The sequence below is a fragment of the Pseudomonas fortuita genome (assembly GCF_026898135.2).
GTDB classification, from domain to species: domain Bacteria; phylum Pseudomonadota; class Gammaproteobacteria; order Pseudomonadales; family Pseudomonadaceae; genus Aquipseudomonas; species Aquipseudomonas fortuita.
Genome location: NZ_CP114035.2, coordinates 5,095,332 through 5,110,639 on the forward strand (window position 1 = coordinate 5,095,332; position 15,308 = coordinate 5,110,639).

Here is a 15,308-nt window from a genome sequence, read left to right on the forward strand (position 1 = left end):
AACCAACACCCGCCTCAGCCCTGGGCCGCCAAACCCCGATCGAACAAACTATCCTTCACACAGGTCAACCTGTAGGCGCGTCATCGCCGGATGACAAGCCCGAAGATGATCCTGGAGGGATGCTGATCGTGCACATCGCCGACATCACCATGTTCTATGCCCCGGCCAGCGGCGGCGTACGAACCTATCTTGATGCCAAACACCGCCGCCTCGACGCCATTCACGGCGTACGCCACAGCCTGCTGATACCCGGTGCCAGTGCACAGCACGCCGATGGCATCTATCAGGTGCCCGCCCCGCCTCTGCCATTCGGCAAGGGTTACCGCTTCCCGGTGCGCCTGGCCCCCTGGTGCAATGAACTGCGACGGCTCAAGCCCGACCTGATCGAGGTCGGCGACCCCTATCTGACCGCCTGGGCTGCGCTGGAGGCCCGGCGTCAACTCGATGTGCCAGTGATCGGCTTCTATCATTCAGACCTGCCGTTGTTGGTCAGCAACCGCATGGGCAACTGGTTCACGCCCAATGTCGAGGCCTACGTCAGCAAGCTATATGGCAATTTCGACCGGGTGCTGGCGCCCAGCCAGGTCATGGCCGACAAACTGCGCCGCCTGGGTGTACGCGATGTGCATGTGCAGCGCCTGGGGGTGGACCTGGCCACCTTCAACCCAGACCAGCGCGACCCGCACCTGCGCGCGCAACTGGGCATCGCTGACACCAGCCGCCTGCTGATCTATGCCGGCCGCGGCTCGCGGGAAAAGAACCTGCCAGTGCTGCTCGACTGCATGCAGCAGCTGGGTAGCCCCTACCACCTGCTGCTGGTGGGTTCGAACATGCCGGCCAATGTGCCGCGCAACGTCAGCGTGATCGACCACTTCTGCCCCGCGCCGGAAGTTGCCCGGCTGCTGGCCAGTGCCGACTTGCTGGTGCACGCCGGGGACCAGGAAACCTTTGGCCTGGTCATTCTTGAAGCGATGGCCAGCGCCATCCCGGTGGTGGCTGTACGCGCCGGTGCCTTCAGTGAAATCGTCAACGAACAGTGCGGCCGCCTGTGCCGCCCCAATGATGGCCACGCCATGGCGGCAGCCGTGCGCGAGGCGTTCGAGGCCGGCGTACGTATACTCGGGGCGCAGGCGCGCCGCCATGTGGAGCAGCATTATTCATGGGACAACGTGGTGTGCGGCCTCCTGCAGCACTACCACGCGGTGCTCGGCCACCCACTGCAGGTGCGCGCCCATGGCTGAGGCATGGCCGGCGTCGCGCAGCCTGATGCTGGTGCTGCATGACGTCGCGCCCGAGACCTGGCCAGACTATCAACCCTTCGTCGAAGCCGTCGACACCCTCGGCGGCGTCCCCATGACCTGGCTTGTGGTGCCAGACTTTCACCAGCGCAACCTGCTGCTGCGTTCGCCCACCTTCTGCCGCCTCCTTGACCGGCGCCTGGCCCAGGGCGATGAACTGGCCTTGCACGGCTACTACCATGCCGACAACAGCCCACCGCCCCGCACACCCGGCGACTACTTCATGCGCCGTATCTACACCCACGAAGGTGAATTCTACGGCCTGGACCAGCAGCAGGCCCTGCAACGGCTGGAGCGCGGCCTGGCACTGTTCCACCAGCAAGGCTGGCCTGTAGCAGGCTTTGTAGCGCCGGCCTGGCTGATGAGCGAAGGCACCCGCCAGGCCCTGCGCCGCCTTCCCCTGCGCTACACCAGCACGCCGCAGCACCTGTACCGCTTGCCGGACTTCACCGCGATCGAAGCCCCGGGGCTGGTGTGGAGTGCCCGCAGCGCGTGGCGCCGAGGGCTTTCCAGGGTGCTGTGCGACTGGCAATGCCACCGGTGGCGCAATGCCGAGACCCTGCGCCTGGGCCTGCACCCGGTGGACATGCGCCACCGTTCATCCCGGGACTACTGGCTGAACACCTTGCGCAGCTTGCTGGCTCAAGGCCGCGAGCCCCTGACCAAGTCGGCCTGGCTGGACCGCAAGGCAAGCGCATGAACCGCCTGGCCTGGCTGGGCCTGACACTGCTGGCGGCGGTGCTCGTGCCGATCCTGCTCGGTGGCAGCGAGCTGCTGCCGAGGCTACAACGCTTCGATCCTGTGCTGATGCTCACCCTGCTGGGCATGATTCTGCTGTGCTGGGCCATCAACGCCATTCGCTTGCGCCTGTTGCTCGGCCAGCAGGGAGCCAGGCTTGGGCCCCTGCGTAGCCTGGGCGTGATAATGGCCACCGAATTTGCCATCTGCACCACCCCCGGTGGTAGCGGCGGGCCCTTGACCCTGATGGCCCTCCTGGCACGTGACCGCATCAGCGCGGCACGCAGCGGCGCTGTATTCGCCATGGACCAGTTGAACGATCTGGTGTTCTTCTTCTGCGCCATGCTGGCAATAGCTGGCTACGCGCTGTTCCACAGCCTGGGCCGCAGCCAGGAAAGCATGTTGCTGGGCAGTGCGCTGCTACTGTGCACAGCACTGGCCGGGGTGGTCGGGCTGCTACGCTATCGCCGTCAGGTCATGCGCTTGAACGGCAGGCTGCTGCGGCGCCTGGGCATGAGCCAGCGGCGCAAACGTCGCTGGGCGCGCAAGCTGTTGCACTTCGTGCAAGCGCTGACGCAAACCTGGCAGCTGCCCAAGCGCACACTCAGCCTGGTGTTCACCTTGACCTGTGCACACTGGGCTCTGCGCTACAGCGTGTTGTACCTTGTCTTGAGGGGATTGGGGGTGGACCTGGCCTGGATCCCCAGTTTTCTGGTGCAGATGCTGTCGCTCAGCGCCGGCCAGCTCAGCCTGCTGCCAGGCGGCGCCGGTGCCGCCGAGCTGACCTCGGCCAGCCTGCTGACGCCATGGGTGGGCGGCTCTACCGCCGCCGCGGCCATCCTGATATGGCGGGCGGTTACTTATTACTTTTACCTGCTGGCGGGTGGGCCGGTGTTCGTGTGCCTGCTGGCGCGTCCGTTACTGGAGCGCTGGCGGCGTCAGGCGGGTTGAGCTGTTGCCAGAGTTCGGCAGCGCCGGGGAAGTCGGTGCCGTCAGTATCATCCAGGGCTTCGGGGTCGTAGCGGGCCAGGCAACCTTCGCCGAGAGTGGGAGGTGGTGAGGCATTGGGGGTGTTGCGTTGTGTGGCCATCAGTGTTCCTTTCAAGATTGCAGGGGCGCTTTGCGCCCCTGCATCATCAATCGAAAACGACAGTCTTGTTGCCATGCACCAGCACCCGGTCTTCCAGGTGATAACGCAGGCCGCGGGCCAGCACCATCTTCTCTACATCACGGCCAAAGCGGACCATGTCCTCGATGCTGTCGGCATGGCTGACACGCACCACGTCCTGCTCGATGATCGGGCCGGCGTCCAGTTCTTCGGTGACGTAGTGGCAGGTCGCGCCGATCAGTTTCACGCCACGCAGGGCGGCTTGGTGGTAAGGCTTGGCACCGACGAACGACGGCAGGAAGCTGTGGTGGATGTTGATCACTTTTTCAGCAAAGTCCCGGCACAGTTGCGGCGGCAGGATTTGCATGTAACGGGCCAGCACCACCACATCGGCGGCGTGCTCCTGAACCAGGCGCGACACTTCGGCAAAGGCCGGGGCCTTGTCCTTGGGGTCAACCGGCACGTGGAAGAAAGGAATGCCGTGCCACTCGACCATGCTGCGCAGGTCGTCGTGGTTGGAAATCACGCAAGGGATCTCGCAGTCCAGTTCATCAGTGTGCCAGCGGTGCAGCAGGTCGGCCAGGCAGTGCGACTCTCGGCTGGCCATCAGAACCACACGCTTTTTCTGCGCCGAGTCGGTAATGCGCCAGGTCATGGAGAACTCTTCGGCGATCGGCGCAAACGCCTCGCGGAAGGCTTCGATACCGAACGGCAGGGATTCAGCGCGGATTTCATGGCGCATGAAGAACCAACCGCTCTGCTCGTCAGAGTGGTGACTGGCTTCGTTGATCCAGCCATTGTACAAGGCCAGGAAATTACTGACTTTCGCCACGATGCCGACACGGTCGGGGCAGGCGATCACCAGACGATAGGTGCGCATGAATGAGACTCCAGAACTTCGCAAAGGCGCCTATTCTAGCGGCACGCCAGAAAAAACGCAGTATTGATCGCAGCCACGATGGCGTATGCCGGTCGCCATACACAGCGCAGGCATTGCCTGACAGACACGTGGAAAAACAGGGTTTTTAAGTAAATTTTTGTTCACGTAGAGAAATATTGTCACAGCTTAATTAACAGTTAATCGCCCAATATCATGTTTACTTGCGACTATCGCCTGTCTATTATTGCTCCACACATTTCTGAACACGCATTAAGGAACACTCCATGTCCCTGATCAACGAGTACCGCGCTACCGAAGAAGCCATCAAGGAACTTCAGGCCCGCCTGGCCAACCTGTCGCAGGATGACAAGCTCAAAAAAGAACTGGAGTTCGAAGGCAAACTGCGCACTCTGATGGGCGAGTACTCCAAGTCGCTGCGCGACGTGATTGCCCTGCTCGACCCAGAGTCGAAACTGAGCAAGGCACCTCGCGGTGCGGTCAAGACTACTGCCACCAAACGTGCGCGCAAGGTCAAGCAATACAAAAACCCGCACAACGGTGAAGTCATCGAAACCAAAGGCGGCAACCACAAAACCCTGAAAGAGTGGAAAGCCACTTGGGGTGGTGATGTGGTTGAGAGCTGGGCAACCCTGCTGGACTGATTGTCCGCATTTGCCTTTTGCTTGTCGCAACAAAAACGCCGGCACATTGCCGGCGTTTTTGTTGCCCCGCTGTCAGCCAATTGCAAATTGTTCCTGCAGTTGCCGGGCGTGCAGTTGCCAAGCTTCCAGCACACGCCGCCCAGCCTCGTCAGCGCCTTCCCAGGCTTTTTGACGCGCCTGTTCGAAGTCGCCCAGCGTATTGGGCGCCCCCCACTGCGGGTCGCTCAGGCGCTGCTGACAAAAGCCATACCAGCGCTGACGCTCTTCGCTGGTCAAGGTTTCGGGGAAGTTGCGCGCCCGATAGCGGAACAGCAATTCCGGTAAACGCGGGTCATCGAACATCCACTGCCCACGGCCCAACTGCGCGGGTTCCAGCATACGCACTTGCTCACATAAGCGGCGGTCTCGGTCCCCTACAAAACCGTCATACAACTGTTGTTCCGGGTCTTCTGTCGGGGTGAAGTCTTCCTTGCCGTAGATGTGCGCCAGCTTGTCTTGCCATTGCGCCTGTTGATTAGCCAACTGTTCGCCGCGCAATTGTAACAACGTCAAGTCCAGGCCTAATCGTTGTTGGTCGGCCGGGCGCAATACCGACAGTGGCGCCAGTACCGGGCAGCGATTGATCTGTACCAGTTTGAGCGGCACCGGTAATTCACCCTCGGCCAGTGCTTCATGACGGGTATACAAGCGCTGGCGTAGAACCTCGGCACTTTCCCTTAGTAACGGTAGGGGTTCCTGATGCAAGTCGCAGACGATCAGCGCATTGCGATTACGTGGGTGCCACGCTAATGGCAGTACGACACCCAGGTAATTACGCGCCGCCGAAAAGCGCCCGGATATGTGCACCAGTGGCTGCAACAAACGGATCTGCTCCATCACTTTATGCTTGCTGCGCAACTGGAAGAGCCACTCATACAACTTGGGTTGTTTCTGCCGAATCAGACGGGCCAGCGCAATGGTTGCCCGCACGTCGGAAAGCGCTTCGTGGGCATGCCCATGGTCAATGCCATTGGCTTTGCTCAACAGTTCCAGGCGCAGGCTGGTGCGCCCATCCTGTTGCGGCCATTGAATACCGTCAGGGCGCAACGCGTAGGCGGTTCGCACGATATCGATCAGGTCCCAGCGGCTGTTGCCGCCCTGCCACTCCCGGGCATAGGGGTCGAAAAAGTTTCGGTACAAACTGTAGCGGGTCACTTCATCGTCAAAACGCAGGGTGTTGTAGCCAGCACCACAGGTGCCCGGGTGTGCCAGTTGCGCATGCACCCGGGTCATGAACTCGGCCTCGCACAGGCCTTGCTCGGCCAGCAACTGCGGGGTAATGCCAGTCACCAGGCAAGCCGCCGGGTGTGGCAGGATGTCATCGGAAGGCCGGCAATAAAGGCTGATCGGCTCATCGATTTCGTTAAGGTCGAAATCGGTGCGCACGCCGGCCACCTGCAGCGGCCGGTCGCAACGCGGGTTGATGCCGGTGGTTTCGTAGTCGTGCCAGAAAATGCTTGAGGTCACGGGGTCGTCCTGTATCAAGGTCGACCCGATTCTAGCGCAGCCTCAGACAGAAGCGTTGGCAGGCAGGAAACTGAAATAATCACGCAGTGAGCGCACGAACTCGTCGAATTCGCGAGGCGCCTGCAACAGCATGAAGCCGGAATCGTAGTGGCCTGGCGTCTGGTCTTCGCGGCACCACAGGCAACTGGCGGTCAGGTTGACGAACTGATGCCCGCCGCCAACCAGCGGCAAGCGCAATTGCAGTTCGTAATCGGGCCCTACCAGCACAGGCAGCTGGCTGATGACCATCAGCCCATCCTCGGAGGCATTACCCAGCTGGCCGATCTCCTGACCGGTAAAACGGTTGAATACCTTGAGGATACAAGGCAGCTGATGACGCTCGATGTGGCGCTTGTTGAACATGATCGCGTGTGTATTCCGTACCTGGTGCCAGGAATACAAGGTACTGGCGGTTGTTGTAACAGCTGAGTTACAGATTAGCGCAGGGCGCGCAGCAAATCCCGTGAAATAAACCACACCTTGGTGTTATCGCCAAGGTGCGGTGGTCACCGGGTTGGCCACAGCCGCTTCGCCGCTACGGGCATGCCCGAGTTTTTCAAGGGTCTGCAGGCGTGCCCGGGCACGATAGGCGTACTCGTTGCCCGGGTATTTCTGGATCAGGTACTGATAAGTCTGCGCGGCATCCACGTACAGCGCCTGGCGCTCCAGGCACTGGCCACGCAGCAGCGACACCTCGGGGTGGATGAACGGCCGCGAACGGCTGGTGCGATCGACCTGCGACAGCTCCAGCATGACCCGTGCGCAGTCGCCACGGTCGTAGGCGCGGTAGGCATTGTTCAGGTGGTGGTCCATGGACCAGCGGGTGCAGCCGACGGCGCTGGCCGCCAGGGCTAAAACGATCAGGGCTCGCATGGGGATCTCCTTTGATGCCTGTGTATCGGCCATCGCCAACAAATCTTCACAGGCTTTTGCAAGCATACCCCGACCGTTCAAATGCCACCCTGTCTTGGTCGCAGGTAGTGCAACGGAACAATGACTACAGCGAGATTCAGGAGTAGCCTTTCGCTGCGCTTCACTATAGGAGTCTGTGCATGACCATCCGCCGTACCAAAATCGTCGCCACCCTTGGCCCCGCCAGCAACTCGCCGGAAGTGATCGAGCAATTGATCCTTGCCGGCCTGGACGTGGCACGCCTGAACTTCTCCCACGGCACCCCGGACGAGCACAAGGCCCGCGCTCGCCTGATCCGTGACATCGCCGCCAAGAACGGCCGCCATGTCGCGCTGCTGGGCGACCTGCAGGGTCCAAAGATCCGCATCGCCAAGTTCGCCAACAAGCGCATCGAATTGAAGATCGGTGACAAGTTCACCTTCTCCACCGCCCACCCGCTGACCGAAGGCAACCAGGACATCGTCGGTATCGACTACCCCGACCTGGTCAAGGACTGCGGCGTCGGTGACGAACTGCTGCTCGACGATGGCCGTGTGGTCATGCGCGTCGAAACCGCCACTGCAGACGCCCTGCACTGCGTGGTGATCATCGGTGGCCCGCTGTCGGACCACAAAGGCATCAACCGCAAAGGTGGCGGCCTGACCGCGCCGGCCCTGACCGAAAAAGACAAGGCCGACATCAAGCTGGCCGCGGAAATGGACCTGGACTACCTGGCCGTTTCCTTCCCGCGTGATGCCAGCGACATGGAATACGCACGCAAGCTACGTGACGAGGCCGGCGGCAGCGCCTGGCTGGTGGCCAAGATCGAACGGGCCGAAGCAGTTGCCGACGACGAGACCCTCGACAAGCTGATCGCCGCCTCCGACGCGGTGATGGTTGCCCGTGGCGACCTGGGTGTGGAAATCGGCGACGCCGAGCTGATCGGCATCCAGAAAAAGATCATCCAGCACGCCCGCCGCAACAACAAGGCGGTGATCGTGGCGACCCAGATGATGGAGTCGATGATCCAGAACCCGATGCCGACCCGCGCTGAAGTGTCCGACGTGGCCAACGCCGTGCTGGACAACACCGATGCGGTGATGCTGTCGGCCGAAAGTGCTGCCGGTTCCTACCCGATCGAAGCCGTACAGGCCATGGCGCGGATTTGCCAAGGTGCCGAAAAGCACCCGACCAACCAGAAGTCCAGCCACCGCCTGCACACCACCTTCGAACGTTGCGACGAAAGCATCGCCCTGGCGGCCATGTACACCGCCAACCACTTCCCGGGCGTGAAGGCGATCATCGCCCTGACTGAAAGCGGCTACACCCCGCTGATCATGTCGCGCCTGCGTTCGCACGTGCCGATTTTCGCCCTGTCGCCGCACCGCGCGACCCAGGCTCGCGTCTCGATGTTCCGCGGCGTGTACCCGATCGCCTTCGACCCGGCCTCGCTGCCGGCCGACAAGGTAAGCCAGGCGGCAGTCGACGAGCTGCTCAAGCGTGGCCTGGTGCAACAGGGTGACTGGGTGATCCTGACCAAAGGTGACAGCTACCACACCATCGGCGGCACCAACGGCATGAAGATCCTGCATGTCGGTGATCCTCTGGTCGGCTGATCAGCTGCTCGCAGGTCGCGTGCTACAAGAGCCCCGTACAGCTTCTGTCGGGGCTTTTTTCAACGCCACGCATCTCGCCTCTCAAAGACTTATCTAGCGCCAGCCAGCTCGCCACGTGTCCTTGAATTGGGCCTCTTCACTTCGATGACGAGAGCCTGATCATGCGTGACGCTCCACTACACTCCCAAGCCGGCAACTTTCTTGATTGCTTCAAGACCGCTGTCGACAACCGAACAGGCCAGTTCTGCTTGGCCATTGCCCTGCCCGTGCCTCCCGCCAACCAGCTGTGCGGGCCAACGCTGAGCGTGACACTGGCTTTCAGCACCCTGGCCTCTTCCTGTAACCGTGGCTATGGCCTGGGCTGGAGCCTGGGGCTATCGGAAATCAACCTTGATCAGGATAACCCGCGTCTGAGCCTGTCTTCAGGCGAGCAGTTCGCCATTGATCTGATCAACTCCGACCCGTGCAGTGGTGGCCGGCTGGCATTCTTCGATCAGAAACTGCCAACCTTCACAGTCACGCGTCAAGCCGATGGCAATTTTCGGGTCGACAAGCAAACCGGCGAAAGCGAGATTCTTCGCCAACAGGACGACAGCACCCGCTACTTGCTTGAGGAGATGCGCTCACCCGAAGGGCGCCGCGATCGTGTCCCGGGAAGTGGTGTAACTGAACCAGCCGAAGGTGCCCTGCGGGCCAAAGAGGATGGTCATCGTGGTTCTTGGCTAACGTTGAGTTTGCGAAGACCAAACACTCACCAGAGAAACCACGATGACCAAGCCCACTATCGCATTGACCGAGTTGGTTGAGAAAGGGGCAGACGCTGATCTGCTCAAGCAAATGATCCAGTTCGTTGCCCAGCGCATGATGGAGTTCGACGTCGAAGGCCTGTGCGGCGCGGGCTTCGATGTCAAAAGCCCAGACCGGACAAATAGCCGTAATGGCTACCGCGATCGTCTTTGGCAAACCCGCGCAGGCGACGTCGACCTTAAGATTCCCAAGCTGCGCCAAGGCAGCTATTTCCCTGGTTTCCTTGAACCTCGACGCACCGCTGAGAAAGCCATGGCGGCAGTCATCCAGGAGGCCTACATCCAAGGCGTTTCAACGCGTTCGGTGGACGAGCTGGTCAAGGCCATGGGCATGACCGGTATCTCTAAAAGCCAGGTCTCACGGCTAGCCGGTGAGATCGATGAGCGCGTTCACGCCTTCCTTGACCGCCCGCTTGAGGGCGACTGGCCCTATCTCTGGATCGATGCCACCTACGTCAAAGTGCGGGAGGCCGGACGCATCGTCTCGGTCGCCGTAATAATCGCCGTGGCCGTGAACACCGACGGTGGCCGCGAAGTCCTGGGCATGCGGGTTGGGCCGTCAGAGGCTGAGCCGTTCTGGACAGACTTCCTGCGCAGCCTCATGCGACGTGGCTTGCGGGGCGTGAAGCTGGTCATCTCCGACGCCCACGAAGGCCTGAAAGCAGCTGTATCCAAGGTCTTCAATGCGACCTGGCAGCGCTGCCGTGTGCATTTCATGCGTAATGCCATGGCCCACGTCGGCAAAGGTCAGCGCACCATGGTGGCGGCTCTACTGCGCACGGTCTTCGCCCAGGACAGCCGTGCCGAATGCCATCAGCAATGGCGTTTGGTCGCAGATCAGCTACGCGAAAAATACCCCAAGATCGCGGCGCTCATGGATGGTTGCGAGGATGAAGTGCTGGCGCACATGGCGTTTCCCAAGGCTCATCGACAGCAGTTGCACAGCACCAACCCGCTTGAGCGGCTCAACGCTGAAATCAAACGCCGCACCGACGTCGTGGGGATTTTCCCCAACGATCCGGCCATTACGCGTCTGGTAGGCGCGATGCTGCTGGAGCAGAACGACGAGTGGTGCCTGCAACGGCGTTACATGCAGTTGGAGGCCTTTGAGGCAGTCAGCGATAATCCACAGGCCAAGCTGTCGGCCGTGATCAACTAAACGGCAAACTCAGTGGCCAGAGCCATGATGAGTTACACCACTTCCTGGGACACGATCGGCGCCGCCTGTATTTCGACTGGATGCCCTTCGCCGACGGTATATCGACGCTGGCCAGGATCCGCGATGAAACCCGTACATTGCTGGCCCTGGAAACCGAAGCCAGTGAACTGCGTTTCGTGCTCAATCCACAAACGGCCCACGCCGCTACTCTGAGGGCGCTGCTGAGCAATGAGCGCTTGAGCCAGCTGTACCTCCCCGACATCGACCAGCCATTCGAAATCGAGTACGACGCCCTGAACGTGCCGGGGCAGGCGCAGCTCCTCTTGCCACGTCGCTTTATCGGCCCTCTCGGTGCCCGTGACATCGTCCACTGGTCCCAGGACAGTGAAGGCCTGCGCATGCCCGAAGGCGGCCCCCTGGCATTCCTGCCCCGCGTCATGGGATGGACCCATACCAGTGCTGGCCCGGGCAGTGAGCTCCAACGCAGCTACCAGTGGATCGGCGATCACAACCACCTGGGCTATGGCAGCGACCAGGCGTTCGAATGGCATAGCGGGCGGGACAACCTCTACCAGGTCAACAGCGACTATCAATACCAGATGGTGGAAGAACAGACCGATGGCCAGGGCATGCTTCTGGCCACAGTCGAACGCACCTGGGACCGTTTCCACCTGCAGGTAAGTGAAGTGACCCGCCGGGGGCACTGTGAAACGCGCGAGCAAACGCTCTACGGCGTCGATCCGGCACTCAGTTGGGAGGAGCAACCGGCCTGGTGCCAGTTGCCCCACGAAGTATCGGTCACCTATCTGGATCATTCCCGGCCCGGCCAAAGCCGCAGCGAGAGCACCCGCTATGTCTATGACGACTTCGGCAACCCTCTGCGCGTGCTATTCCCCAGCGGCGTCGAGGAATGTTACGAATACTACCCGGCAGAAGGTGCCGAAGGCTGCCCCGCAGACGCACTCGGCCGGGTACGTTTCCTGAAAAAAAAGACCGTTATCCCCGTCATCGCCAAAGGCGCAGCCCCTGTTCTGGCCACTACTTATACCTACCAGGCGCTACCTTCGCTGATCGAAGGCGCGTTGCCCCACATACTGGTGGCCAGCGAGCAGCTCGAAGGCCCCGAGAACCGGGTGATCGAGCATACCCGGCAGTTCTACCTGACCACTGCAGGTACCACGTATGGCCGGGAAGAAAAGAGCGTCGTCACCCTCGACGGCAAATGCACAACTACCTTTTACAGCTACAGTGCCACCGCGGATGCACTGGTGACCGAAGTCACCCTGCAGGGCTTTGAGAACGATGAAGAAAACCGCTCCAGCACCGCTCATGCACAATCGATGCTCACCGGCCAGACTCTCTGGGAGCGGCACGACAGCGGTGCCATTACCCGTTATGAATATGACCGATTAGGCCGTGTGGTATGCACCAGGTCCGCAGCAGGCAGCCCTTACCAGACCCAGCGCCTGGCCCGTTATCACCTCAACGACGAGTTCGCCAGGCAAGCCAGGCCGAACGGCCAGTACAATCCGGTATTGATCGAGCAGGTCGATATCACCGGCCGCCGACAGCGCCAATGGCTCGACGGCGAAGGCCGGGTCGTGAGCATTCACCTTGAAGACCTCGATAACAGCCCGGGCGTGTTCCGCGAAACAAGCCGCAACCAGTACGATGCCCTCGGACGCCTGGTCAGCCAGACCTCACTGGACTGGCTCAAGGCCGACAACCTGCTCACCTTGACCCGCACAGTCCGCTACGACGACTGGGGCCACGCCTGCCAGGTGACCAGCCTGGAAGGCATCGAACAGCACCTCCACCACGACCCCATCACCCGCCGCAGCGAACAGTGGCAAGCGGCAGGCAAGTTACAGGGGCCGCGCCAGGTCATCTCGCACAACGCTGCCGGCAGCCCGGTGGAACAGCAGGATTACGATACCCGCGGGCGACACACCCGCACCCTGCTACTGCTGCGCGACGGCCTCGACCGGGTCATCGAGCAGCGCATCCAGGTAGAAGGCTCACCCGACATCGTCACCCGCCTGCGCCATGACGCCTACTCACGCATCATCGAAAAGCACCTGCCGGACAATACAGTGGTGACCTGGACCTTCGCCGAGCACAGTGATGGCCATCACCCGCAAAGCATTGCTGTCAGCTCGAGCGTCGGTGAGGCGCAGGCAATGAGCGAAACCGCCTGGATACTCGGCCGCCAGACCTTCGATGGGCTCGGCCGGCAGCGCTCGGTGCAGGTCGCCGGGCGTACCACCCACTATCACTACCGCCCAGGCCAGCTGCCGCCCGTCGCCAACACCTTGGCCGATGGCAAGCACGTGACCTACCGCTACGAGCCTCAGTTGGGCAATGCCCTGCTAGGCACCGCAGCCGACGGCGAAGCCGAGCAGCAGCTGACCTATCATGCCACGCTCGGCATTCCGACCAACGCCCGCGGCGGGCTCGGCAGCCTCAGCTGGAAACTCACGCCTTCCGGGCTGCCCTTGCGCGACAGCTGGTGCCTCGACGAGGTCGAGCACACCACCCATTGGCGCCATTCGCTCAACGGGTTGCCAGTGGGATTCACCGACGCTGCGGGAGCCGAACACCATCGCCATCTCGACAGGTTCGGGCGCCTGCAGCGCCTTGAGGTAGACGGCGTACAAACCGAGTTCAGCTACGACGCCCTCTCCCGCCCGCTGAGCATTACCACCCACGACCCTGCCCGTGCGCGGAGCCTGACCCGGCGAATCAGCTACGACACCATGGGCCGAGAACAGCGCAGCGTCTACACCGTGAGCGATACCGAGGGGGAGCGTAGCATCACCCTGACGCTGGCCTATTCAGCCCTCGACCAAGTGATCCAGCGCAGCATCAACGGCGCCGAAGAGTATTTCGACTACGACCGGCGGGGCCGCTTGGTACGCTACCGCTCCAGCGCCGACGGCGCGCCACTCGACCCGTTCGGCAATCCCATCGTCGAACAACGCTATACCTTCAACCCGCTGGATGGTTATCAGCGAGTGGTCAGCACCTTTGCCGACGGTAGCCAGGACGCGGCTGAGTTCAGCTACGTGGCGAACGATCCGACCCAGCTCAGCGCGGTTACCCACTCCCACCCAAGCTGGCCAGCCCGCATCGAACTGACGTACGACGCCTGTGGCCGGCTCATCGCCGACAGTATGGGCCGCACCTTGACCTGGAACAGCTCCGACCGCTTGGTACAGGTCGAGCACAGTGGCTCTAGCTGCCATTACCACTACGACGCCAGCGGTAACCTCTGCGAACGTGAACTGGACCATGGCCGGGTACGCAGTTTTTACAGCGCCGGGCAACTGACCCACGAACAGCACGGTGAGCTGCGCCTGGGGCTGATTGGTGACGGCGCCGAAGTGTTTGCCGTGAGCTGCAAGGATGGCGGGGAGTCCACCATCCGCCTGCTTGGCTGCGATGGCCAAGGCACCGTACGGTTGCAAGTCGACGAGCGACTGCGCCAGTGCCATTACAGCCCGCATGGCGCCGAACCCGAAAACGACCAGCAAGCTCCGTTCGGTTTTGCCGGGCTGCGCCGCGAACCGCTGACGGGCTGGTACATCCCTGCCGGCTACCGGCCATACGATCCTGTCCTGATGACCTTCCTCAGCCCCGACAGTGATAGCCCGTTCGACCGTGGTGGGCTCAATGCCTACGCGTACTGCGCCGGTGATCCGGTCAACCGCATCGACCCCGATGGTCACAGCTGGGTCGGCTGGACGATCGCAGGCGTAGGCCTGGCGATAGGCGCAGCGGCCGCAATCAGCACGTTGGGCGCCGCCGTGCCCGCCATTGTCGCCCTGTATGGCGGCAGTGCGCTGACCGGCAGTGCGGCGCTGGCAATCGGCAATGCCGCACTGAACGCTATCTCCCTGAGCACCGGTATCGCCAGCATGACGATGCAAGCCAGTGGCGCGGACGAAAAAGCCGCCAACGTACTGGGCTGGATATCACTGGGTACTGGCTTGGCCAGTGCCGTAATCGGTATGGCGCCTGGCTCGACCAAAGTCGCCAGCAAAGCGCTCCGCTCACCTGGCAGGGCTAATGCCAAGCGTGCGTTCGCCAACCCGATGACGCCCGCCCCCCGGCAGGTACAAAACACCGCCGTGATCTACTCGGCTGACGGCATGGCCAACGACGTTGCCATGCATTACAACTTCGTGGGGCAAGGTATCCGTGCCTTCGAAACCCACGGCAGCAAGGCTGGCCAGTTGATGAACGGCGCAGGCCAGATGGAAGATGCCGTACGTGTTGCACTGCGGGAAATCGCACCGCGCCTCGCCGGCATGGCCGACAACCAACCTATCGTCTTGCTGGCCTGTTATGGCGGCAAGAGTGGAGCAGCACAACGCATCGCCAATGTGCTGCAGCGGCCGGTACATGGCTATGACAGACCCATCTGGGTACATCGTGCCGGTTTCATGCAGTCCCTTGAAGTGACAGCTCAGACCAGCAATCTACCCAGGCAGCAAATATCAAGATGGCGCCAACTGATGGGCCAGACCGGGCCGTTTTCCGCGACTCCCGACAGAGAGCTGGCGACCGGCAGGCTGTATTTTCCTCAATAGCTTACGGCAGCAT

Annotated in this window: 12 protein-coding genes; 8 read left to right on the plus strand and 4 right to left on the minus strand. The window is 61.7% G+C overall.

All coding sequences use genetic code 11. The features are described 5' to 3' along the window. Positions 1–119: 119 nt before the first annotated feature. From gpgS to gpgF, 3 genes are read left to right on the plus strand one after another with little or no spacing between them, the layout of a single operon-like run. A complete protein-coding gene (gene gpgS, locus OZ911_RS23315; RefSeq protein ID WP_016488891.1) occupies positions 120–1,241 on the plus strand; it encodes an N-acetylglucosaminyl phosphatidylglycerol synthase in 1,122 nt (373 codons plus the stop codon). Next, entirely contained in the window at positions 1,234–1,998 is a 765-nt protein-coding gene (gene gpgD, locus OZ911_RS23320; protein WP_016488892.1) for an N-acetylglucosaminyl phosphatidylglycerol deacetylase, read from the plus strand. The genes gpgS and gpgD overlap by 8 nt, the downstream gene beginning before the upstream one ends. Continuing rightward, positions 1,995–2,987: a glucosaminyl phosphatidylglycerol flippase gene (gpgF, locus tag OZ911_RS23325; protein ID WP_070086934.1), complete on the plus strand. Its 993-nt coding sequence runs from the start codon at positions 1,995–1,997 to the stop codon at positions 2,985–2,987. Before gpgD ends, gpgF begins: the two co-directional genes overlap by 4 nt. A gap of 185 nt (positions 2,988–3,172) precedes the next feature. On the opposite strand, the gene purU is transcribed toward gpgF, so the two are convergent. After that, a complete protein-coding gene (gene purU, locus OZ911_RS23335; protein ID WP_016488894.1) occupies positions 3,173–4,024 on the minus strand; it encodes a formyltetrahydrofolate deformylase in 852 nt (283 codons plus the stop codon). A 284-nt stretch (positions 4,025–4,308) separates the two neighbouring features. Between purU and mvaT the strand changes: the two genes are divergently transcribed. Next, positions 4,309–4,686 carry a histone-like nucleoid-structuring protein MvaT gene (gene mvaT / locus OZ911_RS23340; RefSeq protein ID WP_012273998.1) on the plus strand — a complete coding sequence of 126 codons (378 nt, stop codon included), beginning with the start codon at positions 4,309–4,311 and terminating at the stop codon, positions 4,684–4,686. 72 nt (positions 4,687–4,758) lie between these two features. Here mvaT and sbcB read toward each other — a convergent pair whose 3' ends face one another. From sbcB to OZ911_RS23355, 3 genes are all read right to left on the minus strand, one after another. Further along, on the minus strand, positions 4,759–6,192 hold the full coding sequence (gene sbcB / locus OZ911_RS23345; protein WP_023049235.1) for an exodeoxyribonuclease I: 1,434 nt from the start codon (positions 6,190–6,192) through the stop codon (positions 4,759–4,761). Positions 6,193–6,234: 42 nt separating this feature from the next. Continuing rightward, positions 6,235–6,594 carry a PilZ domain-containing protein gene (locus tag OZ911_RS23350; RefSeq protein ID WP_016488896.1) on the minus strand — a complete coding sequence of 120 codons (360 nt, stop codon included), beginning with the start codon at positions 6,592–6,594 and terminating at the stop codon, positions 6,235–6,237. A gap of 123 nt (positions 6,595–6,717) precedes the next feature. Continuing rightward, positions 6,718–7,104, minus strand: a complete 387-nt coding sequence (locus tag OZ911_RS23355) for a tetratricopeptide repeat protein (protein WP_016488897.1) — start codon at positions 7,102–7,104, stop codon at positions 6,718–6,720. 179 nt (positions 7,105–7,283) lie between these two features. On the opposite strand from OZ911_RS23355, the gene pyk reads away from it, so the two are divergent. From pyk to OZ911_RS23375, 4 genes are all read left to right on the plus strand, one after another. Beyond that, on the plus strand, positions 7,284–8,738 hold the full coding sequence (pyk, locus tag OZ911_RS23360) for a pyruvate kinase (protein WP_016488898.1): 1,455 nt from the start codon (positions 7,284–7,286) through the stop codon (positions 8,736–8,738). Positions 8,739–8,899: 161 nt separating this feature from the next. Continuing rightward, entirely contained in the window at positions 8,900–9,544 is a 645-nt protein-coding gene (locus tag OZ911_RS23365; RefSeq protein ID WP_268968484.1) for a hypothetical protein, read from the plus strand. Then, positions 9,507–10,703: an IS256 family transposase gene (locus tag OZ911_RS23370; protein ID WP_087534779.1), complete on the plus strand. Its 1,197-nt coding sequence runs from the start codon at positions 9,507–9,509 to the stop codon at positions 10,701–10,703. The genes OZ911_RS23365 and OZ911_RS23370 overlap by 38 nt, the downstream gene beginning before the upstream one ends. Before the next feature lie 80 nt (positions 10,704–10,783). Beyond that, positions 10,784–15,295 (plus strand): RHS repeat domain-containing protein, encoded by a 4,512-nt coding sequence (locus tag OZ911_RS23375; protein WP_268968485.1) that lies wholly within the window; start codon positions 10,784–10,786, stop codon positions 15,293–15,295. Positions 15,296–15,308: the final 13 nt, after the last annotated feature.